The sequence below is a fragment of the Plebeiibacterium marinum genome, from assembly GCF_026013615.1.
Lineage (GTDB): Bacteria > Bacteroidota > Bacteroidia > Bacteroidales > Marinilabiliaceae > Saccharicrinis > Saccharicrinis marinus_A.
Map to the genome: position 1 here is coordinate 30,106 of NZ_JAPDPI010000025.1, position 26,945 is coordinate 57,050.

At 37.2% G+C, this 26,945-nt stretch carries 27 protein-coding genes; 21 read left to right on the plus strand and 6 right to left on the minus strand.

The window, feature by feature from the left end; all coding sequences use genetic code 11:
* Positions 1 to 122: 122 nt before the first annotated feature.
* A complete protein-coding gene (locus tag OM074_RS12770; RefSeq protein WP_301199993.1) occupies positions 123 to 893 on the minus strand; it encodes a LuxR C-terminal-related transcriptional regulator in 771 nt (256 codons plus the stop codon).
* A gap of 167 nt (positions 894 to 1,060) precedes the next feature.
* Positions 1,061 to 1,798, minus strand: a complete 738-nt coding sequence (locus OM074_RS12775; RefSeq protein WP_301199995.1) for an energy transducer TonB — start codon at positions 1,796 to 1,798, stop codon at positions 1,061 to 1,063.
* A 225-nt stretch (positions 1,799 to 2,023) separates the two neighbouring features.
* Between OM074_RS12775 and OM074_RS12780 the strand changes: the two genes are divergently transcribed.
* From OM074_RS12780 to dnaJ, 7 genes are all read left to right on the plus strand, one after another.
* Positions 2,024 to 4,318 carry an ATP-dependent helicase gene (locus OM074_RS12780; protein ID WP_301199996.1) on the plus strand — a complete coding sequence of 765 codons (2,295 nt, stop codon included), beginning with the start codon at positions 2,024 to 2,026 and terminating at the stop codon, positions 4,316 to 4,318.
* Between the two features lie 153 nt (positions 4,319 to 4,471).
* Complete coding sequence (locus OM074_RS12785) at positions 4,472 to 5,095, plus strand: DUF4290 domain-containing protein (RefSeq protein WP_301199998.1); 624 nt, start codon at positions 4,472 to 4,474, stop codon at positions 5,093 to 5,095.
* A gap of 28 nt (positions 5,096 to 5,123) precedes the next feature.
* Complete coding sequence (gene murA, locus OM074_RS12790) at positions 5,124 to 6,437, plus strand: UDP-N-acetylglucosamine 1-carboxyvinyltransferase (RefSeq protein WP_301200000.1); 1,314 nt, start codon at positions 5,124 to 5,126, stop codon at positions 6,435 to 6,437.
* 325 nt (positions 6,438 to 6,762) lie between these two features.
* Positions 6,763 to 7,293 (plus strand): peroxiredoxin family protein, encoded by a 531-nt coding sequence (locus OM074_RS12795; protein ID WP_301200002.1) that lies wholly within the window; start codon positions 6,763 to 6,765, stop codon positions 7,291 to 7,293.
* A 181-nt stretch (positions 7,294 to 7,474) separates the two neighbouring features.
* Complete coding sequence (locus OM074_RS12800) at positions 7,475 to 7,996, plus strand: TlpA family protein disulfide reductase (protein WP_301200004.1); 522 nt, start codon at positions 7,475 to 7,477, stop codon at positions 7,994 to 7,996.
* Between the two features lie 208 nt (positions 7,997 to 8,204).
* Positions 8,205 to 8,795 carry a nucleotide exchange factor GrpE gene (locus OM074_RS12805; protein WP_301200006.1) on the plus strand — a complete coding sequence of 197 codons (591 nt, stop codon included), beginning with the start codon at positions 8,205 to 8,207 and terminating at the stop codon, positions 8,793 to 8,795.
* Between the two features lie 23 nt (positions 8,796 to 8,818).
* Positions 8,819 to 9,973, plus strand: a complete 1,155-nt coding sequence (gene dnaJ, locus OM074_RS12810; protein ID WP_301200008.1) for a molecular chaperone DnaJ — start codon at positions 8,819 to 8,821, stop codon at positions 9,971 to 9,973.
* Positions 9,974 to 10,044: 71 nt separating this feature from the next.
* Here dnaJ and kbl read toward each other — a convergent pair whose 3' ends face one another.
* Complete coding sequence (gene kbl / locus OM074_RS12815; protein ID WP_301200010.1) at positions 10,045 to 11,232, minus strand: glycine C-acetyltransferase; 1,188 nt, start codon at positions 11,230 to 11,232, stop codon at positions 10,045 to 10,047.
* A 237-nt stretch (positions 11,233 to 11,469) separates the two neighbouring features.
* Between kbl and porG the strand changes: the two genes are divergently transcribed.
* From porG to murI, 7 genes are all read left to right on the plus strand, one after another.
* Positions 11,470 to 12,222, plus strand: a complete 753-nt coding sequence (gene porG, locus OM074_RS12820; RefSeq protein ID WP_301200012.1) for a type IX secretion system protein PorG — start codon at positions 11,470 to 11,472, stop codon at positions 12,220 to 12,222.
* A gap of 20 nt (positions 12,223 to 12,242) precedes the next feature.
* Entirely contained in the window at positions 12,243 to 12,986 is a 744-nt protein-coding gene (uppS, locus tag OM074_RS12825; RefSeq protein ID WP_301200014.1) for an undecaprenyl pyrophosphate synthase, read from the plus strand.
* Positions 12,987 to 13,008: 22 nt separating this feature from the next.
* Positions 13,009 to 15,630: a BamA/OMP85 family outer membrane protein gene (locus OM074_RS12830; protein ID WP_301200016.1), complete on the plus strand. Its 2,622-nt coding sequence runs from the start codon at positions 13,009 to 13,011 to the stop codon at positions 15,628 to 15,630.
* A gap of 68 nt (positions 15,631 to 15,698) precedes the next feature.
* A complete protein-coding gene (locus tag OM074_RS12835; protein WP_301200018.1) occupies positions 15,699 to 16,211 on the plus strand; it encodes an OmpH/Skp family outer membrane protein in 513 nt (170 codons plus the stop codon).
* 124 nt (positions 16,212 to 16,335) lie between these two features.
* Positions 16,336 to 16,860 (plus strand): OmpH/Skp family outer membrane protein, encoded by a 525-nt coding sequence (locus OM074_RS12840; RefSeq protein ID WP_301200020.1) that lies wholly within the window; start codon positions 16,336 to 16,338, stop codon positions 16,858 to 16,860.
* Positions 16,861 to 16,891: 31 nt separating this feature from the next.
* Positions 16,892 to 17,407, plus strand: a complete 516-nt coding sequence (locus tag OM074_RS12845; RefSeq protein WP_301200022.1) for an OmpH/Skp family outer membrane protein — start codon at positions 16,892 to 16,894, stop codon at positions 17,405 to 17,407.
* Between the two features lie 66 nt (positions 17,408 to 17,473).
* A complete protein-coding gene (murI, locus tag OM074_RS12850) occupies positions 17,474 to 18,301 on the plus strand; it encodes a glutamate racemase (protein WP_301200024.1) in 828 nt (275 codons plus the stop codon).
* Between the two features lie 144 nt (positions 18,302 to 18,445).
* Here the strand turns inward: murI and OM074_RS12855 are convergent, their stop codons facing one another.
* The gene (locus OM074_RS12855) at positions 18,446 to 19,432 is read right to left on the minus strand and encodes a type I phosphomannose isomerase catalytic subunit (protein ID WP_301200025.1); all 987 of its coding nucleotides are present in this window, start codon (positions 19,430 to 19,432) and stop codon (positions 18,446 to 18,448) included.
* A gap of 119 nt (positions 19,433 to 19,551) precedes the next feature.
* Between OM074_RS12855 and yihA the strand changes: the two genes are divergently transcribed.
* From yihA to OM074_RS12885, 6 genes are all read left to right on the plus strand, one after another.
* Positions 19,552 to 20,148 (plus strand): ribosome biogenesis GTP-binding protein YihA/YsxC, encoded by a 597-nt coding sequence (gene yihA / locus OM074_RS12860; RefSeq protein WP_301200027.1) that lies wholly within the window; start codon positions 19,552 to 19,554, stop codon positions 20,146 to 20,148.
* A 138-nt stretch (positions 20,149 to 20,286) separates the two neighbouring features.
* Positions 20,287 to 21,225, plus strand: coding sequence for a ribose-phosphate pyrophosphokinase (locus OM074_RS12865; RefSeq protein ID WP_301200029.1), 939 nt, complete (start codon positions 20,287 to 20,289; stop codon positions 21,223 to 21,225).
* 98 nt (positions 21,226 to 21,323) lie between these two features.
* Positions 21,324 to 21,899, plus strand: coding sequence for a 50S ribosomal protein L25/general stress protein Ctc (locus OM074_RS12870; RefSeq protein WP_301200031.1), 576 nt, complete (start codon positions 21,324 to 21,326; stop codon positions 21,897 to 21,899).
* 90 nt (positions 21,900 to 21,989) lie between these two features.
* On the plus strand, positions 21,990 to 22,604 hold the full coding sequence (gene pth, locus OM074_RS12875; RefSeq protein WP_301200033.1) for an aminoacyl-tRNA hydrolase: 615 nt from the start codon (positions 21,990 to 21,992) through the stop codon (positions 22,602 to 22,604).
* Positions 22,605 to 22,607: 3 nt separating this feature from the next.
* Entirely contained in the window at positions 22,608 to 23,000 is a 393-nt protein-coding gene (locus OM074_RS12880; RefSeq protein ID WP_301200035.1) for an RNA-binding S4 domain-containing protein, read from the plus strand.
* 55 nt (positions 23,001 to 23,055) lie between these two features.
* Positions 23,056 to 23,622 (plus strand): DUF4924 family protein, encoded by a 567-nt coding sequence (locus OM074_RS12885; RefSeq protein ID WP_301200037.1) that lies wholly within the window; start codon positions 23,056 to 23,058, stop codon positions 23,620 to 23,622.
* Positions 23,623 to 23,652: 30 nt separating this feature from the next.
* Here OM074_RS12885 and OM074_RS12890 read toward each other — a convergent pair whose 3' ends face one another.
* Together OM074_RS12890 and OM074_RS12895 are read right to left on the minus strand one after the other, a co-directional pair.
* On the minus strand, positions 23,653 to 25,203 hold the full coding sequence (locus OM074_RS12890) for an Rne/Rng family ribonuclease (protein ID WP_301200039.1): 1,551 nt from the start codon (positions 25,201 to 25,203) through the stop codon (positions 23,653 to 23,655).
* 261 nt (positions 25,204 to 25,464) lie between these two features.
* On the minus strand, positions 25,465 to 25,749 hold the full coding sequence (locus OM074_RS12895) for an HU family DNA-binding protein (RefSeq protein WP_301200041.1): 285 nt from the start codon (positions 25,747 to 25,749) through the stop codon (positions 25,465 to 25,467).
* 126 nt (positions 25,750 to 25,875) lie between these two features.
* On the opposite strand from OM074_RS12895, the gene mutY reads away from it, so the two are divergent.
* Positions 25,876 to 26,922 (plus strand): A/G-specific adenine glycosylase, encoded by a 1,047-nt coding sequence (gene mutY / locus OM074_RS12900; protein WP_301200043.1) that lies wholly within the window; start codon positions 25,876 to 25,878, stop codon positions 26,920 to 26,922.
* Positions 26,923 to 26,945: the final 23 nt, after the last annotated feature.

Sequence of the window (26,945 nt, forward strand, 5' to 3'; positions counted from 1 at the left end):
CATCAGATTTGGTTTTTGCCTATATACGCTGGCGAACAAGAGTGGTCTGTTGGCTGATATACAGATGTTAAAGGTGTACGATTTCAAGTTTCATTAACAAAATTTAACACAATAGAGTGCTTTTATTGAACAATATGATTGGATATGGAATAAGCAATAAGTTCTGCAGTATTGCAAAGATGGGATTTTGACAGCATCTTCCTGCGGTGAGTATCAACAGTATGTTTGCTGATATTAAGTATTTCTGCTATTTCATTGCTTTTTTTGCCCATGGCTAATAAGGAAAGTATTTCTTTTTCTCTTTTGGTAAAAATGGAGGCTATTTCTTTTAATTCATCATCCGGAAATATAAAGCTAGTATCGTCGCCTGTATTTGTGTAATTAAAGTCAATTTTTAAACTTTCTTTTATGTGTGTAATATCTGTACTAAAAGATAAGGTGTAAAACGTCGGTTTCTCGATGCATTTTTTAAACAGGCAATTTTGATTGAGCAGTCTAACATAATGTCCGTCTCTGTGCCTGATTCTAAAATCCATTGAAATAATGCTGTTAAAAGGTTTTAGGTTATCAATTTCACTTATTGCGAATTCACACATTTTTTTAGTGGCAAGTATTACTGTGGGATAGTCTTCTGTATGAATATAACTGAAAAGTTTTTTTAGGGTTAATTCATGAAAATCATATCCAAGTATGGGCATGATGTTGGGAGAGGTATAAAATAGTTTAAACTGAGGGAATTGTATGATGTGGTAGAATTGGTTATTTAAGCAAATAAGGTTGTGTAGTTCTTTGAGTTCTGTGCTATAATCAATTGCACGATTACAAAAGTCGGTGTTTGTTAATTTTCCAACCAAACGTGATAAACCGTGAAATAAATAATCTTTCTCCGACATAACACAACCCTTTTTTACCCAAATCTGCCTATTGTGACTATTTCAAGCATGGCTAAAGTTACTTTGGTGTACATGAGGTTGTCAATACTAAAGGCGGTTTTTTATAAAAAAACTGCCTTAGTATTACCAAGGCAGTTTGTAAGTGGTTGCTGTGTTGTTTAGTATAGTCATAAGGTGATTGTAACAAGGTCTGTCATTGCATAGTATCTGGCATCCAGTGCATCTTGATATTCATTTAGTTTCTGGTACCTCATGATGTCATCGCCTAGTTTTTCGTATGTTTTAGCTTCCCAAAACTTAACACAAGGTTCATTGGGGCGCAATGAATTTGCAGATTCTAACCTTTTTAAAGCGGCACAAAGTTTTCTTTCAGTTCGTTTTTCTTTGTTTTCCTGGTGGATAAAAAGATTTTTTTGGCATCTCTCAGCAGCCATGAATTTTTTTATTCCGCGAACGGTATAGTATCTGGCCTGATGGTTTAATGATGGAGTTTCTTCACTTGTGAAGGCTACCACAACGCGTTTTTCCATTTCAACAGGGAAGCCATCTCTTTGGCCTGGAATCCAGTCTCCCGATGTGCTTTTTAGAGCGGAAATAACAAAATTGTCGTTTGTATGGGAAATGGAGTTCTTTACAATGAAATTGTCAACTGTACCGTCGGTATTTACGGTAAAATCAATAATTACAGTTCCTTCCTTTAAATAATCATATTCTTTTGATTTTATAGATAAATCTTTTTGTAAGAACCTACTAATTGGACTTACAAAATTTTCAGATCCTTTTTCAAATGTAACCACTCCATTGTACTTAGGAGCCTTTACAACAACTTCCTCAATTTTGCGTATTTGAGCAACGCAAATCACAGAAAGCATGATCAGCAAAACAAATATTCCAACCCTTTTCATCTTCGTTAAATTTTACAATAAATACATTAACAAATTTAATGGGAGGATGGTGGTATGTCCATACTCATTCGTGAGTATAAATTTTCAGTTTGCTGTTTGCCCGGAGGGTTTAAGTTTATAATGAGTTTTTTGGAGTTTCAGGCTCTATAAAAAACGGCGGTGACATCTATTTACCAGAAATTCTATTTTAATTATCTTTGCGTTCCATCAAAAAAAACAATATTAGTGCAAAGTTATCTCGAACAATTGAATGTCTCACAAAGAGAGGCGGTTGTAAATACAAAAGGCCCTTCTTTGGTTATAGCGGGCGCAGGCTCTGGTAAAACAAGGGTGCTTACTTATCGAATAGCCCATCTTTTAACCCAGGGAGTACCTCCCCATCGCATTTTGGCATTGACTTTTACCAATAAGGCTGCCCGGGAAATGAAGGAGAGGATTGCTTCTATTGTAGGGGCCGATGTTGCCCGTAACCTTTGGATGGGAACATTCCACTCCATCTTTGCACGGATACTTAGGAATGAAGCAGAAAGGATTGGTTATCCATCGTCGTTTACTATTTATGATACCGCAGATTCCAAGAGTTTGGTTAAGTCGATTGTTAAGGAGATGAAGCTAAACGATAAGGAATACAAACCGGGCGCAGTGCTGGGGCGGATTTCTGCTGCAAAAAATGATTTGGTTACGCCAGCTTCGTATGTAAAGGACCAGCACCGGATGATGGAGGATCAGGCCAGTAAGCGTGGGCTGGTTTATGAAATTTACACCCGGTATATGCGTCAGTGCTATAAATCAGGGGTTATGGATTTTGATGATTTGTTGCTCAATACTAATATATTGTTCCGTGATCATTCCGAGGCGTTACAGAAGTATCAAAATATTTTTCAATATGTTATGGTTGATGAGTATCAGGATACAAACTATTCACAATATATTATTATAAAAAAACTGGCCGAAAAACACAGTAATATTTGTGTGGTAGGCGACGATGCCCAAAGTATTTACAGTTTCCGAGGTGCTAAAATTGAGAATATACTTAATTTCAGGAATGATTACCCCGATTATAAATTGTTTAAACTGGAGCAAAATTATCGTTCTACCCAAACTATTGTCAATGCAGCAAACAGTATCATAGCAAAAAACTCCAAACAAATCAAAAAGGCAGTTTTTTCTGAAAATGATATTGGCAACAAAATTAAGATCCATAATGCCATTTCTGATATTGAAGAGGGGTACATTGTAATAAACGATATTAAGCAGAAACGTTTAAAAGCAAATTATGAATACCAGGATTTTGCTATTTTGTACCGCACCAATGCGCAATCGCGTATTTTTGAGGAGGCTTTAAGGAAAGCATCGATGCCATATAAGATATATGGCGGGCTAAGTTTCTATCAACGAAAAGAGATCAAAGACTTACTAGCATATTGTAGGGTTACTATAAATCCCACTGATCAGGAAGCTATTAAAAGGATTATTAATTACCCTGCCAGGGGTATTGGAAAGACCACGGTTGAAAAATTGGAAGGTGCAGCTGCTGCATCCGGGAAGAGCATGTGGGATGTTCTGGTGGGCATTGACAATGCCGGAAACCTGTTTAATGCAGGAACACGTAAAAAACTAAATTCGTTTGTTGGGATGATTTCCGGATTTAAGGCTGGAAGTACCCAATTGTCAGCTTACGATTTGGTTACAGAGATAGCTACCCAAAGTGGCATGATGAAAGAATTGTATCAGGACAGGAGCCCGGAGAATGTGTCGCGCCAGGAAAACGTTCAGGAACTATTGAATGGTATACAGGAGTTTACCTTAAATCGCACAGAGGAAGGTGGAGAAACCGGATTAGTAAACTTTCTGGAAGAAGTATCCTTATTGACAGATCAGGATAATGAATCGGAGGATGACATCAATAAAGTCACATTGATGACTATCCATTCAAGTAAAGGACTTGAGTTTAAAAATGTTTATGTAGTTGGAGTGGAGGAAGGTTTGTTTCCGTCGAACATGACCATTGAGAGCGAGCAAGGGATTGAAGAAGAACGCAGGCTTTTTTATGTTGCAGTTACAAGGGCCGAAGATAATGCCACTATTTCCTTTGCAAGGACGAGATATAAATTTGGAGAATCTTCCTTTTGTCGACCTAGCAGGTTTATTGGTGAGATAGATGATGAGTTTGTGGAATTCTCTGGAGATCAAATAAAAATCGCTGCACCTCAGAGCCGGTTTTCTGCCTCGTCGCAACCCAAAAGATCTTTTGGAAGCGCGCCGGTATCTCCCAAGCCAGGATATAATTTCAAAAAGGTTTCAAACAATGCCCCAACCGGAAAACTTGGTTCGGTAAGCAAGGGTAGCCCGACAGGCAATTTGCAACCGGGAATGACAGTTGAGCACATACGGTTTGGCCGTGGTAAAATTGTGAGTATTGACGGGCAATTGCCCAATGCCAAAGCCACGGTTAATTTTGATAATTCGGGAGTTAAACAATTATTATTAAAATTTGCCAAACTTAAAATTTTAGGTTAGATTTGTGGCGATAGTACTTCATGATATACACATGTTTACTGCACATTTATATTAAATTTTACTCCTGTTTCTGAAAGTGTTTAATAATTAAATAGATTGCTTTTGGATTTAATATCTCAGAAAAAGAGTATACTAAGTATTTTTAAATAAAATATGGATTACAATTCGAATAGGAAGAAGTTGCTTCTGCCTGAATATGGCCGTCATATTCAGAAGATGGTAGATTATTGTGTTACAATAGAAGATTTGGAAGAGAAGACAAAGTGTGCTCATGCCATTATCGGTAATATGGGGAATATGTTTCCGCACTTACGTGATGTAAATGATTTTAAACATAAACTTTGGGATCACTTGGCTATTATGTCTGATTTTAAATTGGGTATTGAAACACCATTTGAGCTTCCGGAAAAACAAATATTGTATCAACGTCCTGATAAAATGCCGTATAGCATGGAACGGATGAGATACCGTCATTATGGAAGAACTATCGAAAAAATGATTGATAAGGCTTGCGAAATGGAGGAGGGTGACCTGAAGCGTCATTTAATGTTATTGATCGCCAATAATATGAAAAAATCTTTACTTCAGTGGAATAAAGACTTTCCGGGCGATGAAAGGGTTTTTTCTGATATGATTGAGCTATCTGGAGGACGATTGGTAATTCCAGAGGATATGAAGATTCCAGAGCATAAAGAGCATCAAAACTACAATCAAAACCAAAACCAAAATAGAAACAAAAAGAAGCGTCAGTTTAAAAAGTACGACGATCGAAGATAAACCAAATTGAAATAATCCACTAGTAAAGATGCATTGTTTTGAGATTGAAGGAGGGCATAAGCTCTCTGGTGAAATAACTCCTCAAGGGGCAAAAAATGAAGCACTTCAGGTTATTTGTGCAACATTGTTATCAAAAGAAGAAATTACAATAACCAACATTCCGGATATAGTTGATGTTAATAATCTGATAAACCTTTTGGGTGATATTGGAGTTGACGTAAAGCGTATCTCACAAGATACCTGTTCTTTTAAAGCCGCAAATATTGATCTGGAATACCTGCAGTCAACTGATTTTAGAAAAAAAGCTTCAAGTTTAAGGGGGTCTATTATGATTATGGGGCCCTTGTTGGCCAGATTTGGGAAGGCGTATTTTCCAAAGCCTGGTGGTGATAAAATTGGTAGGCGACGATTGGATACCCACTTTATCGGTTTCGAAAAATTAGGAGCCAGATTTCATTATAATCCTAATGAGATATTTTATAGTGTTGAGGCTGATGAGCTGAAAGGCTGCTATATGTTGCTGGATGAAGCTTCGGTTACAGGTACAGCTAACATTGTAATGGCAGCGGTTCTGGCGCCGGGTAAAACAAGTATATATAATGCAGCATGTGAACCATACCTACAGCAATTATGTAAGATGTTGGTAAGTATGGGGGCAAAGATAACCGGCATAGGTTCAAATTTCCTTCATATTGAAGGAGTTGGGTCGCTTTCTGGATGTAGACATCGTATCTTGCCGGATATGATTGAGATTGGTAGTTTTATTGGAATGGCTGCCATGACAGGTTCTGAAATCACAATTAAAGATACTGCCTATGATGAATTGGGGATTATTCCTGATTCTTTTAGGAGGATGGGAATAAAGTTGGAGCGAAGAGGGGATGATATTTATATTCCCAAACAAGAGGGTTATGAGATAGAAACCTTTATTGATGGTTCGATTATGACTATTGCTGATGCTCCCTGGCCGGGCCTGACACCTGATTTGTTAAGTGTTTTTTTGGTTATAGCAACCCAGGCAAAAGGGAGTGTGTTGATTCATCAAAAAATGTTTGAGAGTAGGTTGTTTTTTGTTGATAAGCTAATAGATATGGGCGCACGGATTATATTGTGCGATCCGCATAGGGCAACTGTTATTGGCTTAAACAAAGAAACTATGCTAAGGGGCACTGTCTTAACTTCGCCAGATATAAGGGCTGGGGTGGCACTGTTAATAGCAGCTCTGTCTGCAAAAGGCAAGAGTGTTATTCAAAATATTAACCAAATCGACAGGGGGTATCAGAATATTGACCAAAGGTTGCAGAAATTGGGCGCAAAAATCAAAAGGGTACAGTCTAAATAAAAAAATTAAGATTTATTAACCAAGAGGTCATTGTTTGATGAAGAGTCGGCAATGGCCTCTTTGTTTTTGTAGAAACACCAAGGGTTTGATAAAAAGTCAATAGTTTTTTTATCTTTTAACATTTAGCAAAGAACCGACTAAAATAGCAAAGAAATTTGAATTTGCAAAGGATTATATTTTGTTTTTTGAGATTTTGTGGCATATTTTTGCTCCCCGTTTTCCTAACATTTGTCATGAAAACTGATGTGTTGGTCTAAATTTAGATGACACGTGTCGCAAAAATGATAAACTTTGCGATGTGAATATAAACCAAAATTGTGTGTGTATGAGAAAGCTAAAACTAATATTATTAGTTGTTTTAGCAGGGCCGGGATTTCTTTCCTTTATCAATGGCATACCTGAACCAAAGGTAGGTCTTGAGGTTGGGGATAAGGTTCCCGAGATTACGGCAACTCTATTGAACGGGTCCGAATTTAGTCTGGAGTCATTGGATGGAAAAATGGTTCTGATTGATTTTTGGGCTTCTTATGATGGAGAGTCTAGAGTGGATAATCATCAAAAGATGAAACTTCAAAAGGAATTTGCTAATGGCAAATTTCACAACGGAGAGGGTTTTGTTGTTGTGTCAATTTCCCTTGATCGTTTTAAATCACCTTTAAAAAAGGCTATTGAAGAAGATGGATTAACAAATGCCCTGCACATCTGCGACTATCAAGGAGCAGAATCATCAATTGCAAAAGCCTTCAAAGTAGAAAAACCATCAAATTTCCTTATTGATGGGGATGGCAGATTAATTGCCAGTAGCTCAAGTATCAACAAAGTGACATCATCGCTTGAGTACCTTCACAGAAATTAATAATTCCCAATTTTTATTTATAAATATTATTGCTGCAGAGTAATAGTCATTTTGTATGTTTACATTTCTGAACAATTTTTTTTTATAATTGTATACAGAATGTGAACATGCAGAAATGGTAGAAGTATAATATATGTGGTTCAGATTTTGTGATTGAATCTGTGGCAATAATTTATGTAATATGAAGGAATTGAGAAAGTGTTTTATTATTAGTGTATTTTTTGCCTTGGTTTGTATGTCAGCCCAATCTCAGATTGTAGGGCTGGGGGTAGGAAACAAGGCTCCTGAAATACAGCTAATGTCACCTGAAGGTGAAATGGTGGCATTGTCGTCGCTTAAGGGAAAGGTTGTGTTGATTGATTTTTGGGCATCGTGGTGCGGGCCCTGCAGAAGAGAGAATCCTCATGTAGTAAGGGCTTATCAAAAGTATAAAAACGAAAAGTTTAAAAATGGGAAAGGCTTTACCGTGTATAGTGTTTCTCTTGATAAAAACAAAGAGCGTTGGCAGCAGGCCATTAAACAGGATGGTCTTGAGTGGTCCTCGCATGTGAGTGATTTAAAAGGGTGGGACTGCGAGGGTGCAAAAATATATGGTGTCAGAGGTATTCCGGATAACTTTTTAATTGATGGTAACGGAGTTATCATTGGTAAAGGGTTAAGGGGGCCGGCTCTGGAAGGGGCGCTTAAAGATATTCTGAAGTAACCATTGGTGGTTGGGCAGAAATGTTCATGAAAAACTAAAATACTTAATGGCGGAAAGCTTGATAGGCTTTCTGCCATTATTTGTTTTGTGTGACATGTTTTAAGGGGATGCAATTGAAACGCTGTCAATTTGTCTTTTTTTTAAGGAGTGGCAAAATAATTGTTAAGCGAAGTGCTGTAAAAAAAGAAATTATAAGAATATTACGATAATGACAAAGAAAACTTCAAAACAAAAAGAGGAGGAAGTAGTTGAAGAGCAAACTACATCAAACGAGAATATTGAAGAAAATCAAGAAGTTGAGAAAGAAACTCAAGAGCAGGAAGAGGGTGATGAGCTAAGTCCTGAGCAAAAAAAAATTGAGGAATTAACAGGTCAGGTTTCGGATATAAATGATAAGTATTTGCGATTAACTGCCGAATACGACAATTATCGCAAGCGAACCCTAAAGGAAAGGATGGAGTTAACTAAAAGCGCAGGGGAAGGATTGTTGAAGGGCTTGCTTCCGGTTGTGGATGACTTTGATCGTGCTATTTCGCATTTGGGAGAAGCTTCGGATTTGGATGCGGTTAAAGAAGGGATTGATTTAATATATAATAAGTTTCAAGAGTTCCTGAAACAAAATGGAGTATCTGAAATTGAGGCTGTGGAGAAAGAGTTTGATACTGAGTTTCATGAAGCGATAACAAAAATCCCTGCTCCAACAGAAGAGATGAAGGGGAAAGTAATTGATTGTATTGAGAAAGGGTATATGCTTAACGACAAAGTGATGCGTTTCTCAAAAGTAGTTGTTGGAGAATAAAGTAACACAACGGAGGTTTTATTATGTCGAAGAGAGATTATTACGAAGTACTGGAAGTTTCAAAAAGCGCATCTGCCGAAGAAATAAAAAAAGCGTATCGTAAAAAAGCACTTAAATACCATCCTGACAGAAATCCGGGTGATAAGGCTTCTGAGGAGAAATTTAAAGAGGCAGCCGAAGCTTATGAAGTTTTGAGCGACCAAAACAAGCGTTCCAGATATGATCAATTTGGCCATGCAGGTGTAGGTGGTGCTTCAAGTGGTGGTTTTGGTGGTGGAATGTCAATGGACGACATCTTCTCGCACTTTGGAGATATCTTTGGAGGTGGTGGTTTTGGCGGTTTTAGTGGCTTTGGTGGTTTTGGCGGAGGTGGAAGCCGTCAAAGGGTCAACAAAGGCTCTAACTTGCGCGTTAAAGTTACACTTACCCTTGATGAAATATTAAACGGGGTTGAAAAGAAAATTCGTGTAAAAAAATATGTACCATGTAGCCATTGTAGTGGGTCGGGAGCAGAAGGAGGAGCTTCGCACAGTACTTGTACAACCTGTAATGGCTCGGGTCAGGTAACCCGTATTTCAAATACGATACTGGGCCAGATGCAAACAGCATCAACATGTCCTACTTGTGGTGGTGAAGGTAAAATAATAACCAATAAGTGTAAGCATTGTGCGGGAGAGGGAATTGTACGTGATGAAGAAGTGATCTCCATCAACATACCTGCTGGTGTTGAGGAAGGCATGCAGTTGTCTGTTTCAGGAAAGGGTAATGCTGCCCGCAGGGGTGGTATCAACGGTGACCTTTTGGTATTGATTCATGAAGAGGAACATAAAGAGCTTGTTCGGGATGGGCGTGACTTATTGTATAATCTATTCGTGAGCATCCCTCAGGCAGTTTTAGGTTCACCTGTTGAAATCCCAACACTGGAAGGTAGGGTAAAAGTGAAAATTGAAGCTGGGACTCAACCAGGAAAAGTGTTGCGTTTAAGGGGTAAAGGACTTCCTGAGGTAAATAGCTACGGGCGTGGAGATTTATTGGTTAAGATCAATGTTTGGATCCCAAAAGAATTATCAAAGGAAGAAAGAAAGGTGATGGAAAAAATGGGAGAGTCTTCAGCGTTTGACCCAAAACCAAGTTCTCAGGAAAAGAACTTTTTTAGTAGAATGAAAGATATGTTTTAGTTTGCAGTTATATGCAATAATAAAAAAATCCAGCTTATTCAAGCTGGATTTTTTTATGGTAAATAATGAGATTAAATCACGCCTAATTCTTTCCCTATCTTAATAAAGGCTTTGATTGCTTTATTTAAATGTTCTTTTTCGTGGGCTGCAGAAATTTGGATGCGGATTCTGGCTTGCCCCTTAGGAACAACAGGATAATAGAACCCAATTACATAAATTCCTTCTTCAAGAAGCTTGTTGGCGAATTCTTGCGACAACTTTGCATCATAAAGCATTAAGGCAATAATGGCGGAGTTTGTTGGTTTAATATCAAACCCGGCAGCCTTGATCTTCTCTTTGAAATATGCAGCATTTTCAATTACCTTGTCTCTGTATTCAGTTGATTGGCTCAACATGTCAAAGATTTCTGATGCAGCTCCAACAATAGCGGGAGCCAGTGAATTGGAAAATAAATACGGACGGGATCTTTGACGTAGCATATCAATAATTTCTTTCTTTCCGCTGGTAAAGCCACCCAAAGCACCGCCTAAGGCCTTACCTAAGGTGCTGGTTATAATGTCTACCCGATCCATTACGTTGTGGTATTCATGAGTTCCCCTTCCGGTTTTACCAATAAATCCTGACGCATGACTATCATCAACCATTACCATGGCATTGTACTTCTCTGCTAAATCGCATATCTCATTTAGTTTGGCAATATCTCCGTCCATGGAGAATACGCCATCCGTAACAACTATTCTGTAACGCTGATCCTGGGATTTTATTAATTGCTCTTCCAGGTCGGCCATGTCGGCATGTTTATATCTGTACCTCGCAGCTTTACACAGACGTACTCCATCAATTATAGAAGCGTGGTTTAGTTCGTCTGATATAATTGCATCCTCAGGAGTAAACAAGGGTTCAAAAACACCGCCATTGGCATCAAAGCATGCAGCATACAAAATGGTGTCTTCCGTGCCTAAAAAATCTGAAATCTTTTTTTCCAGATTTTTGTGTATATCCTGCGTTCCGCAAATAAACCTTACAGATGACATGCCGTAGCCATGTGTGTTCATGATTTCCTGGGCAGCTTTTACCACCCGGGGATGGGATGAAAGTCCAAGGTAGTTGTTGGCGCAAAAGTTTAAAACCTTATCGCCAGTGTTTACTTTTATATCTGCTCCCTGGGGAGAAGTGATGATTCTTTCGTTTTTATATAAACCTGATTCTTTTATTGATTCAAGCTCTGAGCTGAGGTAATTTTTAAAATCTCCGTACATAACTATCAATGATTATTTAGTTTCTCCAAAATTAAAAAGGCAAATCAATTAAAAAAATGATTTTGGCAATGGTTTGTAGTATAATAACTTTAACTCCATTTTAACTATCCATCAACAATAAAAACCAAATTTGAGGGTTATATTTACAGCCCAAAATGAATATTTCATTGCATTTTGCATTTAAATATTACTTTTGTGGCTGCCAGTAACAAAAATGTGCCAAAAGTTCCAAAGGAAATGAAACTTAGAAAGCTCAGTGTAGGATATTATTTCAATACTATAAAAAGTAAAATGTTGATTTTGCTTTTTATGATGGCTTTTGGTATAGCAAAGTCTCAGGACAGGATTGAATTGGGGGTAATGGCCGGAGCTTCTTATTATATAGGAGATTTGAATCCTCAAAAGCAGTTCTATAAGCCTGGTTTTTCCTATGGGGGTATTGCACGCTATGTTTTAACCGATCGTTTTGCCTTGAAAGGAACGGCTTCAATGGTTAGGATTAAAGGCAGTTACCCCGATAATGATGTTTTGTTTCCAGAGGGAGAGCAGACGTATTCTTTTAACAGGGCAATGGGCGATGCTGCGTTGCAAATGGAGTTTAATTTTACTTCGTATGATCATCCATTTATTGGAACAACCAACTTCACTCCATTTATTTCATTTGGCTTAGGAACAACAATTTATAAAAGATTTTCTACAGATATTGAAAATAACTCTGAACAAACCGTTTTTATATTATCTTTGCCAATCGGTGTAGGGTTTAAGTATAAAGTTAACAAATGGGTTAGGGTTGGAGCAGAATGGAGTTTCAGGAAAACATTTGTAGATGATTTGGATTATGTGGGCAATAACTTACCGGTTAACCCGGATGATCCTTATGGCTTTTATCAGGAAACGACCCTTCATAATAATGATTGGTATTCTTTTGCTGGCGTTTCTATAACAGTGAGCATGTTCCGAAGGAAGACCGAATGTAATAGTGGATATTAAAAAAGGCAAAGACAAGCAATATGTCTGTAAAAGATAAACTCATAAAAGAAAGGTTGCCAGAGCATGTTGCCATTATAATGGATGGCAATGGGCGATGGGCAAAAAAACGAGGAAATTCAAGGGTGTTTGGACATAAGAATGGAGTTAAGGCTGTGCGTGCGGTAACAGAAGCTGCAGCCGAACTGCAAATCGGATACCTTACTTTATATGCATTTTCTACTGAAAACTGGAATCGTCCTAAGCTTGAAGTAGATGCCTTAATGTCGTTGTTGGTTTCTACTATTAGCTCAGAAACTAAAACATTAATGAAAAATAACGTCAGGCTGGGCGTGGTAGGAAACGTAGATAACCTGCCTAATGATGTACGAAGAAAATTAATGGAATGTATTGATAAAACAGCCGGGAATGACGGACTTACACTTAATCTTGCCTTGAGTTATAGTTCGCGTTGGGAAATAACCGATGCAGTAAAGAAAATTGCAAAGCTGGTTAAAAACAACGATTTGGATCCTGATAATATTGATACAGAAATAATATCAAAGAACCTTACTACCGGTGGGATGCCTGATCCGGAATTGATGATCAGAACCAGTGGTGAATTAAGAATAAGCAATTTCCTTTTATGGCAATTGGCCTATGCCGAACTGTATTTTTGCGATACACTTTGGCCGGATTTTGGTAAAGAAGATTTTTACGAAGCACTTCTTGATTTTCAGGGAAGAGAAAGAAGGTTCGGAAAAACCAGTGAACAGATACAAAAATAGAACATATAGATCTCGATATAATATGCTTAAAAAGTTTACTTTATATACATTACTATCCTTACTATCCTCGTTTACTTTTGCTCAAACAGAAACAGATGTACCTTCAATTAGCTATACAGGTTCTCCTAGAAGCTACGAAATAGCAGATATTGAAGTGCTGGGGATTCAGAATTATGATCCTAAGATCCTCATTAACCTTTCGGGTTTGAGAGTAGGGCAACGTATTAACGTTCCCGGAGATGAAATCTCAGAAGCTATACGTAAGTATTGGGAGCATGGTTTATTTTCAGATGTAAAGGTTAAGGCAAAAAAGATTGAAGCCGGGAAAATCTGGTTGTCGATAGAGCTGCAAGAGCGACCAAGACTATCATACATTAATTATTATGGTCTGAAAAAATCAGAGATAGAAACGGTTGCTGAAAAGGTAGCCATGATGAAGGGTAGCCAGGTTACGCCTTACCTTATAACCCGCTCAGAGAAGTACATTGCAGATTACTTTGTTGCAAAGGGGTTTTATAATACCGAAGTTAGGGTAGTACAAAAGGATGATACAGCCAAAGTGAACCATGTATATCTTGATATTACTGTAGATAAAAAGGAAAAAGTTAAGGTTAAATCTTTAGAGTTTTTGGGCAACAACGTTTTTGCGTACCAAAAGCTAAATCGGACAATGAAGAAAACCAATGAAAAAGGTAAAATCCTGAACTTTTTCAGAACCAAGAAGTTTATTGAAGAAACATATCAGGAAGATCTGGTTGCTTTAATTGATGAATACAACGAAAAAGGTTATCGCGATATGATTATTGAATATGATTCAATTTCTAAGAATGATGACAATACCGTTGATATTAAAATTAAAATTGACGAAGGTAAAAAATATTATTTCGGTAATATTAGCTGGATTGGAAATAGTATTTATCCTTCAGATTACCTAAGTGCTGTTTTAAGGATTGGTAAAGGAGATGTTTTTAATCAGAAAAGACTGGATGAAAGATTGATCAACGATGAAGATGCGGTCCATAGTTTATATATGGACAATGGTTATCTTTTTTCAAACATCACTCCTGTTGAAATAAATGTTTATGGTGATACGATTGATCTTGAAATGAGGATCTTTGAAGGTAAACAGGCCACTATAAACAATATAATTATTAAAGGAAATACAAAAACTCACGAGCATGTAGTGCGTAGGGAGATTCGTACAAAACCAGGTGAGTTGTTTAGTAAATCGGAGCTGATCCGTACTATCCGTGAACTTTCTCAGTTAGGCCATTTCGACCCTGAAAATATTAGTCCGGATGTAAATCCAAACCCGGAAGATGGAACAGTTGACCTGGTATATAACCTTACAGAAAAGGCCAATGACCAGATTGAGCTTTCCGGTGGATGGGGAGCCGGTATGTTTGTAGGATCATTAGGATTGAAATTCTCAAACTTCTCTGTACGTAATATATTTAACAAAGAGGCCTGGAGACCATTGCCAACAGGAGATGGACAAACATTGTCTCTTAGGGCACAAACAAACGGAAAATTCTATCAGTCCTATAGCTTGTCTTTTACAGAACCTTGGTTGGGAGGCAGAAAGCCAAATTCATTTTCGTTTTCATTATACCGCTCCATTCAAACAGGCGTTTCCCGAAATTATGGATACAATCCTTATGGGTCAAGTTACGGAGGTTATGGTGGTTATAGCGGATATGGATATAGTGGATATGGTTACGGAGGTTATGGTTATGGACAGGCTAATACATCTCAGTTTATGAAAATCACAGGCTTGTCTGTAGGTTTTGGTAAGCGTTTAACCTGGCCTGATGACTTCTTTTCGTTTTACAGTGAAATCAGTTATCAGCATTATCACTTAAGTGACTGGAACTATTTTATTATGCAAAATGGTGTATCCCAGAACTTAAATTTCAAATTGATGTTTTCCAGAAACTCAATTAGTAACCCGCTTTACCCACGTAGGGGATCGAACTTTTCTATTGGTTTGGAGTTGACACCTCCTTACTCGCTGTTTAGGGATAAGAATTATGAAAACCTGTATGAAACTTCAATTGATTATTCAGATCCGGATCAGGAAAATGCTGAAGAAGAATTGTATGAATTAATAGAATATCATAAATGGACTACTTCAGGAACCATTTATTCACCACTTGATAAAGCAGAGAAACTTGTTTTGATGGGTAAATATGAAATGGGATTCCTTGGATACTATAATGAGTTTGTTCGTTCTCCTTTTGAAAAGTTTGTTGTTGGAGGTGATGGAATGTCAGGATATAGTATGTATGGTAGCCAAACAGTAGGTCTTAGGGGATATGAAAACTCTTCGTTAACTCCATATTCAAGAGGAAGCCAAAATGGTAACATGTATAGCAAGTTAACTTTTGAAATGAGATATCCGTTAACCCTTCAGCCATCGGCTCAGGTGTACGCACTTGCATTCCTTGAAGCGGGTAACGCTTGGGCAGAGTTTAAAGAATTTAGCCCATATAGTCTAAAAAGGTCTGCCGGTGTTGGTGTAAGAATCTTCCTGCCAATTTTTGGATTGATGGGTATAGACTGGGGATATGGGTTTGATGATATTGCCAATCAACCAGGAGCTAATGGAAGCCAGTTCCACTTTGTTATTGGCCAGCAGTTTTAAAAATGGTTTGGTTTTTGCTACTTATACACGCCATAGTTAAAAATAGGTAGCCATTAAAACATATAGACATGAAGAAATTATTTTTGTTTTCGGTAATGTTGGCATTTGGGATTATTGCAAATGCACAAAAATATGCTTTTGTTGATACGGAGTATATCTTAAAAAACATACCTGCGTATGAAGCAGCTAATGAGCAATTAAACCAGACTTCTCTGAAATGGCAAAAAGAAATTGAAGCAGTTTATGCTGAGGTAGAAACCATGTATCAAAATTATCAGTCAGAAAGTGTTTTCTTGTCAAATGAGATGAAGATTAAAAAAGAGGAAGAGATTGTAAACAAGGAAAAAGAAGCTCGTCAGTTACAAACAAAATACTTTGGGCCTGAAGGAGAATTGGGTAAAAAGAGAGAGACTTTGATAAAGCCTATACAGGATGATATTTACAACGCTATCAGGGAATTGGTTGATGAGGAAGGTTATGCTGCTATATTTGATAAAGCATCAGGTGGTGTTGTATTGTTTTCAAGTCCTAAATATGATATGAGTGACCTTGTTTTAGAAAAACTTGGATATAAAAAGTAAAGCATTTTATGAATTTGTGAGTGCACAAAATGCATTAAATGATATATTTGATAAATAATTCCTGATAATTGAATATGGAGTCGCTGATATCAGGATGTTAGTATATATTTTGAAAAAGGAACTTATGAAGCTATTGAAACAACTGTTTATTGGATTGATGTTGATGACAACAGGTGCGTTGTCTGCGCAGTCCACTTTAAAGTTCGGACATGTCAACACTCAATCTATACTTAGTGTTATGCCTGAATTAAAAAATGTTGAAGAACAACTAAAAGGGGAGTACGAAAAACTGGAGGCTCAACTTACCGACATGCAGGAAGCTTTAAAAACTTTACAGCAGGATTACATTAAAAAGATGCAGGAAAATGCATTTGCATCACCTGATGAGCAAGCCAATATGGAGACTGAGATTAATGAAATGAATGCAAAAGTTCAGAACTTTTATCAGGAATCACAGAGGTCATTACAAGAAAAGGAACAACAATTAAAGCTTCCACTTTTCGAAAAAGTTAGCAATGCGATCAAAGAAGTGGGTGCCGAGAACAACTTTTTATATATATTTGAAGAAGTAGGAGGAGTAACTGTTTACAAATCAGAAAAGAGTGTAGATGTATCTCCCCTAGTGAAAGCAAAGTTGGGAATTCAATAAATGAAGAGATAATCAGAAAAATTTTAATGAGATGAAATCGATAAAATTACTATTAGTTGTAGCTGCCATTTTATTAAGCTCCAGTGCTTTTGCACAGGATTTGAAATTTGGTCACGTAAATATTCAAAAGCTGGTTGCTGAATTGCCGGCCAAGTTGGAAGCTGATAAAACTTTACAGGCTGAGGCTCAAAAATTAGAGCAAAACCTTAAGGTAATGAATGAAGAACTTGAAGCCAAGTATACAGATTATATGGAAAAGAGGGATTCTTTACCAGAATTAATCAGGGCAACAAAAGAAAAAGAGATTCAGGAGATAAATAACAGATTGCAACAATTCCAGGTGATGGCGCAACAAGACCTTCAAAAGAAAGAAGGGCAATTACTTCAGCCAATTGTTGAGGCTGTACAAAAAGCAATTGACGAAGTGGGTGCTGAAAATGGATTTATTTACATTTTTGATGTTAGCTCTAGAGTGGTTGTTTATCATTCAGAAAAGAGTACTGATGTTGAAGAGTTGGTAAAGGCTAAATTGGCTGCAACAAATTAAGATACTATATAATCTTTTTATATTTGTAAGGATGGTTATTGTTAGCCATCCTTTTTTTGTATAGTTATGAATGAGAATATAGGCCCTATTGCTGTTTTTGATTCGGGTTATGGCGGTTTAACAGTACTTGATAAACTGAGGCGCAAGATGCCTGAGTACGACTTTTTATATTTGGGAGATAATGCCAGGACTCCATATGGAACCAGGTCGTTTGATGTTGTATATGAATATACCTTACAGGCTGTGAATAAATTATTTTCGATGGGTTGTCACCTAATCATATTAGCCTGTAACACTGCATCGGCAAAAGCACTAAGGAATATTCAACAGAAAGACCTGCCGGCAATGGCTCCTGAAAAAAGGGTGTTAGGCGTAATCAGGCCAAGTGTGGAAGCTATTGCCAGTTTAACTCAAAGCATGAAAGTGGGTGTTCTGGGTACAGTTGGAACTGTTCAATCCTTGTCGTATCCCATGGAAATAAAAAAACAAAATTCGTCTATTGAAGTGTTTCAGGAAGCTTGTCCCATGTGGGTTCCTTTAGTAGAAAATGGTGAAGGTGATGGAGAAGGGGCGGATTATTTCATAAAGAAGAATGTGGGTGGGTTAATGACTAAGTGCCACCTTATTGATGCTGTAATTTTGGGGTGTACACATTATCCTTTGCTAGAAAAAAAGATAGCAAAATACTTACCACAGCATGTAAAAATGATTTCGCAGGGAGAGATAGTTGCTGATAGTTTAATTGATTATTTGCAACGGCATCCAGAAATGGATAAACGTTGTAGAAAGGAGGGCTCAACTGTTTTTTATACTACAGAAAACGTTGAAAAGTTTAAGCAGACAGCAGGTTTTTTCCTTGATGAGGACATAGATGTAAAACATCTACATCTTTAGGTAAGATATTAAGGCTGTAAAAAGAGTTTCAGGTATCAGATGAACTTATAGATTTTATCTGGATAGCTAACAAATTCCCATCTCACAATCTTGGTGGCGTACATCCCCTTAACTTTATGGCTAAAGGGAAGTACGATTCTTGATTTATGATTTTATAAATACTTCTAAAAGCTTGCAGGAGGTAGAGGGTGTTATTTCTAAGTCCTGGATACTTGCTGGTATTAATACTGTTTCTCCCTTTGATATGGATTCGTTTGTACCATTGCTGCATGTTATTTTTGCAGATCCCTCAATGCACATATACACAACAAAAGAATTCAGCAAATACACATCTCTTATATATGATTCCGTTATTTTTACCAGATTTGTAACAAAGTAGTTACAGCTGGTAATGTTTTCAGCTTCATTAGTCTTGTTTGGGTCATAATCAGGAACAACTCCTTTGTCAGTAAAATTAATGGCGTCAAGAGCCAGTTCTGTGTGTAATTCGCGGGTTTTTCCGTCACTATCCTTTCTGTTGTAATCGTAAATTCTATATGTTACATCCGAAGTTTGCTGTATTTCAGCTAATAATACCCCTGCTCCAATAGCATGTACATTTCCTGCCGGGATAAAAAAAGCATCGCCATTTTTTACAGTGTGAGATTTTAGAAGAGCAGTTATTTTGTCTTTCTGTAAAAAGTTCAGGTATTCTGCCTTATCCGTATCAACAGCAAATCCTGAAATTAATTTACTGCCCGGATCAGCATCTATAACATACCACATTTCAGTTTTACCGTAGGCTTTGTGTCTTTCTTTTGACAATTCATCGTTAGGATGAACCTGAACAGATAGATCCTGTTTGGCATCAATAAACTTAATTAAAAGGGGAAATTCTTTGTCAAATCTATTGAATATTTCATCGCCAACAATCTCTCCCATATAGATTTCTATGATTTCTTCGAGGGAATTTCCTTTTAAAAATCCGTTTGATACAACAGAAACATCTCCCTGTACCCCTGAAATCTCCCAGGATTCTCCGATGTTTTCTGTGTTGCTTGTTTTATTTAATCTGGATTTGAGTTTGTCGCCTCCCCAAATTTTTTCTTTAAGAATAGGCGTAAATTTTAATGGGTATAGTGCTGTATCCATTTAAAATGCGTTTTTGATTTTGAGCAAAAATACTAAAATCATTAGTGTAGTTGCTTATTACTTTTGTTTTATTGCTCTTTTCAGGCAACAAAGTGTACCTTTGCACAAAATTGTGAATTATGGAAATTAAACAAGCAGAATTCCTTACCTCAAGCGCAAAACCTACTCAATGTCCCAACCCTGATAAGCCTGAGTATGCATTTATTGGCAGATCAAATGTTGGAAAATCTTCGTTGATAAATATGTTATGCGATAGGAATTCACTGGCTAAAACATCCTCTACTCCCGGGAAAACACAGTTAATAAACCATTTTGTTATTAATAGTGATTGGTATTTAGTAGACCTCCCCGGTTATGGGTATGCCAAGGTTTCTAAAACGCAACGAAAAACCTTTAAACTTTTAATTGATGGGTATTTACGTCATCGTTCAAATTTGATGTGTTTGTTTATTTTAGTTGATATCCGTCATAAGCCACAAAAAGTTGATATTGAATTTATGTACCAGATGGGAGAATGGGGAGTTCCATTTGTTGTTGTGTTTACCAAGGCTGACAAATTAAAACCAGGAGAAGTGGAGAAAAATGTGACCGAATATAAAAATGCCTTGTTACAAGATTGGGAAGAATTGCCAGATTTTTTTATCAGTTCTGCAACGAAGAACCAGGGAAAGGATGAAATTTTGTCGTTTATTGAACAGGTTAACCAAAATTGGTAATGTATTTTTGAGAAAAGCGCTGGTTTATCAACAATGAGGAAACATTATAAATTGCGCTTACCCAACGCTATAAAAGTGATGAATTTTATATCTTTGCAACGTCTTAAATAATAATTAACAGATAAACAACAATTTACGATGCCACCAAAAGCACCCATTAAAATTTTTTCGGGGACGACTTCCCGTTATCTTACCGAAAAAATCAGTCATTATTCCGGAAGGGATTTGGGGAACATTAAAAAATTAAACTTTAGCGACGGAGAGTTTGCCGTTGCATTTCAGGAAACCATCAGGGGTTCACATGTATTCTTGATTCAATCAACTTTTCCGCCAGCAGATAATTTCATGGAACTGTTGATGATGATTGATGCAGCCAAAAGAGCTTCGGCATATAAAATTGTTGCCGTAATACCATATTTTGGTTTAGCGCGCCAGGATAGAAAGGATCAGCCTCGTGTTTCGATTGGGGCAAAGTTGGCTGCTGATATGTTAACAGCTGCAGGTATTGACCGTTTGATTACTATGGATCTTCATGCAGATCAGATCCAGGGATTTTTTAATCTTCCGGTAGACCACTTGTATGCTTCGTCTATTTTTCTTCCACATATCAAGAGCCTGAATCTTGATAATTTGGTTATTGCTTCTCCGGATGTTGGAGGAAGTAAAAGGGCCAATACGTATTCAAAATTCCTGGGTACTCCCATGGTAATTTGTCATAAGTCGAGAGCTAAGGCCAATGTGGTTAGTGAGATGCGCATTATTGGAGATGTAAAGGATAAAAATGTGATTATTATCGATGACATGATCGACACAGCCGGTACATTAACCAAAGCTGCAGATATGATGAAGGCGGAAGGAGCTACCAGCGTAAGGGCTATCGCAACACACCCTGTATTGTCGGGTGCTGCCTACGAAAATATTGCCAATTCAGCATTAGAAGAGTTATATGTAACAGATTCAATTCCATTGAAAAAAGAATCTAAAAAAATAAAAGTTCTTTCTATTGCGGAGCTATTGGCTGATACGATTGAAAAAGTTTATTATTATAAATCAATTAGTAATCAGTTTTTAATATAAATTGATTACCTTTGCATCCGCTTTAGGGCGAAAGTGTGATGGGGAGTAAGTCTTTCATTACAAGTGATTTATTTTGAGTAGCACAAAAAATTAAGAAAATGCAAAAGATTGAATTAAAAAGTTCGAAAAGAGAAGTGATTGGTAAAAAAGCTGCTAAAGCACTTCGTAAAGAAGAAATGGTACCAGGGGTACTTTATGGTGGAAACGAAGTTGTACACTTCGCTATTGAAGAAAAGCAACTTAAGGGGTTAATTTATACTCCTAATGTTTACATTGTAAAGCTTGATGTTGAAGGAACAGAAGTTGAGGCTATTATGCAGGATATTCAGTTCCACCCGGTAACTGACAGAGTTTTACATATTGACTTCCTTCAGATTTTTGAAGATAAGCCAGTAGTGATTGAAATTCCTGTTAAACTTGAAGGTTTTGCAGAAGGTGTTAAGGCCGGTGGTAGATTAACTCTTGAACAACGTAAATTACGTGTTAAAGGTTTACCTGCAAACTTACCTGATACATTATCAGTTAAAATTGACCATTTGAAATTAGGTGAGTCAGTTCAGGTTGGAGAATTATCGTTTGATAACCTTGAGTTGTTAAATGCTAAAAACTCTACAGTTGCAGCTGTTAAGCTTACAAGAGCGGCTCGTGCAGCAGCACAGCAAGCAAAAGAGTAGAAATATTGTTTTTTACTTTATATCTGGCCTCCATATTTTTTTATATGGAGGCTTTTTGTATTATTGTGGGTGTTAATGATCTGCAATAGAATGTTATTTGGAATTTTATTCAATAAAAGAAAAGAAGATATATCTGACGAAATGAAGTACTTAATTGTAGGGCTTGGAAACATAGGGAGTGAATATGCGGATACCCGTCACAATATAGGTTTTAATGTTTTGGATGAACTTGCAAAGCAGGAAAGTCTTGTATTTGAGAATTTAAGGTATGGGGCTGTGTCTAACTATAAGTTTAAAGGCAAAAGCCTGGTACTACTTAAGCCCAGTACATATATGAATTTAAGCGGAAAGGCTATCAGGTATTGGATGCAGCAGGAAAAAATAAATCCTGAAAATCTGCTTGTTATAGTTGATGATTTGGCGTTGCCCTTTGGCTCCATAAGAATGCGTCAGAAAGGAAGCGATGCAGGACATAATGGATTGAAAAATATTCAGGATATTTTTGGACACAATAATTATTCGAGAGTGAGATTTGGTATTGGCGATAACTTTTCAAGAGGCAAGCAGATAGATTATGTATTAGGAAAATGGTCTGCGGAGGAATCTTCAGAACTGCCATTGCTTATTGATCATTCTATAGATATGATAAAAGGATTTGTAACTATCGGTCCTGCCCGGACAATGAATCAATATAACAAAAAGTAGGTTATGGAGGATGGTGTTCGTATTGATAAGTATTTATGGGCAATAAGGGTTTTTAAAACCAGGAGCATTGCTACGGAAGCCATTAAGAAGGGAAGAGTCCTTATAGATGGGTTGCCGGTAAAGAATTCCCGGGTAGTAAAGGTGGGGATTACAATAGATGTAAAGTTTCCGCCCATTACCAGGTCTTTTAAGGTATTGGCCATTAGTGGAAAAAGGATGGGTGCAAAACTGGTGCCTGATTTTATGAAGGAAGTGACGGCTGAAGACCAGATTGAGTTGATGGAGCTAACTCGGATGGCCAATGCAATGGGGCGGCGTAAAGGTTTGGGGCGGCCAACCAAAAAAGAAAGAAGGGATTTGGATAAGCTTGATGAAATTGATGATTGGGACTTTTAAGTACCATGGATAGTGTTTTGTGATAATTATCCGTTGAAAATTGATAACTGAGGACATGATTGTAGCAAGAGAAAAAAGAAAGAGTAATATTGTAGAGTATATTTTGTATATGTGGCAGGTGGAAGACCTGATCCGGGCATATCAATTCGATATTGATGCCATAAAAGAAGGAATTATCCCACAATATGGCATATCAGGCGAATTGGTGGATGAAACCATTGAATGGTACGATAACCTTATTGAGATGATGAAAATGGAGCAGATTAAGGAAAAAGGCCATTTGCAGGTAATCTCAAACCTGGTAAATGATCTTAACAGGCTACATGTTGATTTGCTGAAGGAAAGTTCTGAGATTGCCTATAGGCATATATATAATGCAACGCTACCTTTTATCAATGAATTTGATGAAAAAACAGGTAAAAAGCTGAGCAATGAAATCGAGTTGTGCCTTACGGGAATTTATAGTCAGTTTTTGCTAAAATTACAAGGGAAAGAAGTGTCTGAAGGAACACAGGAGGCTATAAAGGCGTTTGGGAACTTTTTGGCTTTTTTGGGAGGTAAATATAAGGAAGAGCAAGAGGACGAAAAGAATAAGGATCTGGGAGATATAAGTTTGAATTAAAACTATGTATTGATAAAGAAAAAGGTTGACCTACAGGTCAACCTTTTTTTTATTTTCATCTAAGATCTTGTACTCCAAAAAGCTTAATGAGGCGGAAGGTGCTAGTTTAAGCCCAAATGAATATTTCATTTTCCATTTTAACAATGTTGATGGAAAACCTTTTTTCAAATAAGCCCCTAAATAAGGGTGGACCTTCAGGGTCAATTTTTTCTTCTTTTGTCCTTCAACAGCATTTCTAATGCTGTTTTCCAATTTTTCTTCCAGTAGGATAGCTGGTGCAATTTTTCCTGTGCCAAAACAAGTTGGGCACGTTTCATTGGTTTCAATGGCCAATTCAGGTCGAACACGCTGACGGGTGATTTGCATCAGGCCGAACTTACTAAGAGGAAGTATGTTATGTTTGGTTCTGTCTGCATTCATAGCTTCCTTCATGCGTTCGAACACCTTTTGTCTGTGTTCTGACTTTTGCATATCAATAAAATCGACAACAATAATGCCCCCCATGTCTCGTAACCTTAATTGACGGGCAATTTCGTCTGCTGCAGCCAGATTTACCTCAAGGGCGTTGTTTTCCTGGTTGGCAGCGGTTTTGGCCCTGTTTCCGCTATTGACGTCTATAACATGCAGAGCCTCGGTGTGTTCAATAATAAGATATGCTCCACTTTTAAAAGAAACCGTTTTCCCAAAAAGTGTTTTAATCTGTTTTTCAATTCCAAATTGATCAAACAAAGGAACGTCGCCTTTGAATTCTTTCACAATTTTTTCTCTCTCGGGTGAAATTAAACCCACATACTCTCTTACCTCTTTGCACATTTCTTTGTCTGAAATGTATATGCTGTTAAACGAGGGGCTCATAATGTCCCTGAGAATGGCAGAGGTACGGCCAATCTCACCAATAACCAATGCTCGTGGCTTGAGGTTGAAAAGTTTTGAAGTGGATTCATCCCATCGACGACAAAGTGTTTTTAGTTCTTTATCCAGTTCAGCAACTCTTTTGCCTTCTGCCACAGTTCGGACGATAACTCCAAAGTTTTTGGGCTTAATGCTTTGTAATAATTTTTTCAGACGGTTTCTTTCTTCAGATGATTTTATCTTTTGGCTGACCGATACCTTGTCTGAAAATGGCATTAACACCAAATTTCGTCCTGCAATTGACAATTCGGAAGTAAGCCTTGGCCCTTTTGTTGAAATGGGTTCCTTGGCTATTTGCACCAATACTTCCTGACCTACTGATAGAACGTCTGAAATGGTACCGTTTTTATCGATGTCCGGATCAGACTTTAGCTTGTGTAAGGCAACTCCTCCCTTTTTGGCAGTTTTGGTCATGTTGAGAAATTTTTTCAGAGTACGAAATTGGGGTCCAAGATCTAAGTAATGCAAAAAAGCATCTTTTTCGTAACCAACATCTACAAAAGCAGCATTTAATCCCGGCATGATTTTTTTTACCTTTCCCAGGTAAACGTCTCCAACCGTAAATTGTACGTTGCTTTGTTCGCGTCTTAACTCAACTAACCTTCTGTCTTCGAGCAATGCAATTGAAAGCTCGTCGGGAGATACATCTACAAATAGTTCTGCACTCACAATAGTAGGTATTACAATAAATTCTATTTCACCTAATATACATTTATATCAGGTATGCAATGTGTACATAAAACAAAGAACAAACATTTAAAATTGAATGTTTGTTCTTTGAAATGCTTTTAAATAAAATGGCGAAGATTACTTCTTCTTCTTATGCCTGTTTTTTCTTAGCCTTTTCTTACGCTTGTGCGTAGCCATCTTATGTCTTTTTCTTTTTTTACCGCTTGGCATAACTTAACTTTTTTACTTATTAATAACCAATTACTTCACGTTGTTCTTTACCTTAGTAACGAAGCTCTTTGAAGGCTTGAAAGCTGGAATAAAGTGCTTAGGAATGATGATTGTTGTGTTTTTAGAAATGTTACGAGCAGTTTTTTCCGCTCTTTCCTTAACGATGAAACTTCCAAATCCACGTAAATAAACATTCTTTCCTTTAACTAATGAACCTTTAATAGTATCCATGAAAGCTTCAATAGTCTTCTGTACTGTAACTTTTTCTATTCCAGTATTCTTCGAAATCTCGTTTACGATATCAGCCTTTGTCATCTCTCTTTAAAATTATTTATTATCAATTAATTACATTAATTTTCAAAAATTTCAGACTGCAAAGATAAAATGATTTCGATATAAAAAAAAACAAAACGCTTATTTTTGACAAAATTTAATTGTTCAATGAGATTCAGTAGTAACCTGATATTGTGGTATAAACAGCATAAGCGCGACCTTCCCTGGCGAAACACAAGGGATCCTTATCGTATATGGATATCTGAAATTATATTGCAGCAAACCCGTGTAAATCAAGGATTAAGCTATTATTGTAAATTGGTGGAAAAGTATCCTGATGTACATGCATTGGCCAATGCCGATGAGGATGAGCTGCTTAGGGTTTGGCAGGGATTGGGATATTATTCAAGAGCTAGAAATATGCATCATACAGCAAAAGTTGTTGCATACAAAATGGACGGTATTTTTCCCGATTCATATCACGAACTTATTAAATTAAAAGGTATTGGCAGTTATACAGCGGCGGCTATTAGTTCAATCTGTTTTAATGAACACCAAACAGTGGTTGATGGAAATGTATTCAGGGTTTTAAGTCGGTTATTTGGAGTAGATACGCCGATAAATACTGCTCAGGGGAAGAAACAATTTGAAAAATTAGCCCATGAGTTGAATGATGGTGGGGAGAGTGGTTTGTTTAACCAGGCTTTGATGGAGTTTGGAGCCTTGCATTGCACGCCGAAGCAAGCCAATTGTGCAAGCTGTATTTTTGCCGCACAATGTTACGCAAGCAGACATGGTAAGGTGGATGTTTTGCCGGTAAAGGAAAAGAAACAAAAGGTGAAAGAAAGGTATTTGAATTTCTTTTTTGTACATGATGCCTATGGAAATACTCTTATCCAAAAAAGGGTAATGAAGGATATTTGGCAAGGGCTGTATCAATTTGTTTTAAATGAAACGAAAGAAGAAACTGGTGTGGAAGATATGATGCCTGATTTATTAGGCCTGTATAACGGAAGTAAAAATATAAAGAGAGTTGATAGGTGTACCCATAAGCTCACGCACCAAAAATTATATATACAGTTTATTGAGGTTGAGGTTGAAAAGCTTGGTGCTAATGATGTTAGTGGGTATGAAATTGTAAGTATGTCTGATTTAGGAAATCTTGCATTTCCCAAGCCTCTCGAAAGGTATTTGAAGGATTTTAAAGTAAGATGACTTTCTAAGGTAAAAGTTTTGAT

Excerpts from the sequence above, each read along its gene's own strand:
- OM074_RS12770 (WP_301199993.1), bottom strand. The coding sequence starts at position 893 with ATGTCGGAGAAAGATTATTTATTTCACGGTTTATCACGTTTGGTTGGA.
- OM074_RS12775 (WP_301199995.1), bottom strand. The coding sequence starts at position 1,798 with ATGAAAAGGGTTGGAATATTTGTTTTGCTGATCATGCTTTCTGTGATT.
- OM074_RS12785 (WP_301199998.1), top strand. The coding sequence starts at position 4,472 with ATGGATTACAATTCGAATAGGAAGAAGTTGCTTCTGCCTGAATATGGC.
- murA (WP_301200000.1), top strand. The coding sequence starts at position 5,124 with ATGCATTGTTTTGAGATTGAAGGAGGGCATAAGCTCTCTGGTGAAATA.
- OM074_RS12795 (WP_301200002.1), top strand. The coding sequence starts at position 6,763 with ATGAGAAAGCTAAAACTAATATTATTAGTTGTTTTAGCAGGGCCGGGA.
- OM074_RS12800 (WP_301200004.1), top strand. The coding sequence starts at position 7,475 with ATGAAGGAATTGAGAAAGTGTTTTATTATTAGTGTATTTTTTGCCTTG.
- OM074_RS12805 (WP_301200006.1), top strand. The coding sequence starts at position 8,205 with ATGACAAAGAAAACTTCAAAACAAAAAGAGGAGGAAGTAGTTGAAGAG.
- dnaJ (WP_301200008.1), top strand. The coding sequence starts at position 8,819 with ATGTCGAAGAGAGATTATTACGAAGTACTGGAAGTTTCAAAAAGCGCA.
- kbl (WP_301200010.1), bottom strand. The coding sequence starts at position 11,232 with ATGTACGGAGATTTTAAAAATTACCTCAGCTCAGAGCTTGAATCAATA.
- porG (WP_301200012.1), top strand. The coding sequence starts at position 11,470 with ATGAAACTTAGAAAGCTCAGTGTAGGATATTATTTCAATACTATAAAA.
- uppS (WP_301200014.1), top strand. The coding sequence starts at position 12,243 with ATGTCTGTAAAAGATAAACTCATAAAAGAAAGGTTGCCAGAGCATGTT.
- OM074_RS12830 (WP_301200016.1), top strand. The coding sequence starts at position 13,009 with ATGCTTAAAAAGTTTACTTTATATACATTACTATCCTTACTATCCTCG.
- OM074_RS12835 (WP_301200018.1), top strand. The coding sequence starts at position 15,699 with ATGAAGAAATTATTTTTGTTTTCGGTAATGTTGGCATTTGGGATTATT.
- OM074_RS12840 (WP_301200020.1), top strand. The coding sequence starts at position 16,336 with ATGAAGCTATTGAAACAACTGTTTATTGGATTGATGTTGATGACAACA.
- OM074_RS12845 (WP_301200022.1), top strand. The coding sequence starts at position 16,892 with ATGAAATCGATAAAATTACTATTAGTTGTAGCTGCCATTTTATTAAGC.
- murI (WP_301200024.1), top strand. The coding sequence starts at position 17,474 with ATGAATGAGAATATAGGCCCTATTGCTGTTTTTGATTCGGGTTATGGC.
- OM074_RS12855 (WP_301200025.1), bottom strand. The coding sequence starts at position 19,432 with ATGGATACAGCACTATACCCATTAAAATTTACGCCTATTCTTAAAGAA.
- yihA (WP_301200027.1), top strand. The coding sequence starts at position 19,552 with ATGGAAATTAAACAAGCAGAATTCCTTACCTCAAGCGCAAAACCTACT.
- OM074_RS12865 (WP_301200029.1), top strand. The coding sequence starts at position 20,287 with ATGCCACCAAAAGCACCCATTAAAATTTTTTCGGGGACGACTTCCCGT.
- OM074_RS12870 (WP_301200031.1), top strand. The coding sequence starts at position 21,324 with ATGCAAAAGATTGAATTAAAAAGTTCGAAAAGAGAAGTGATTGGTAAA.
- pth (WP_301200033.1), top strand. The coding sequence starts at position 21,990 with ATGTTATTTGGAATTTTATTCAATAAAAGAAAAGAAGATATATCTGAC.
- OM074_RS12880 (WP_301200035.1), top strand. The coding sequence starts at position 22,608 with ATGGAGGATGGTGTTCGTATTGATAAGTATTTATGGGCAATAAGGGTT.
- OM074_RS12885 (WP_301200037.1), top strand. The coding sequence starts at position 23,056 with ATGATTGTAGCAAGAGAAAAAAGAAAGAGTAATATTGTAGAGTATATT.
- OM074_RS12895 (WP_301200041.1), bottom strand. The coding sequence starts at position 25,749 with ATGACAAAGGCTGATATCGTAAACGAGATTTCGAAGAATACTGGAATA.
- mutY (WP_301200043.1), top strand. The coding sequence starts at position 25,876 with ATGAGATTCAGTAGTAACCTGATATTGTGGTATAAACAGCATAAGCGC.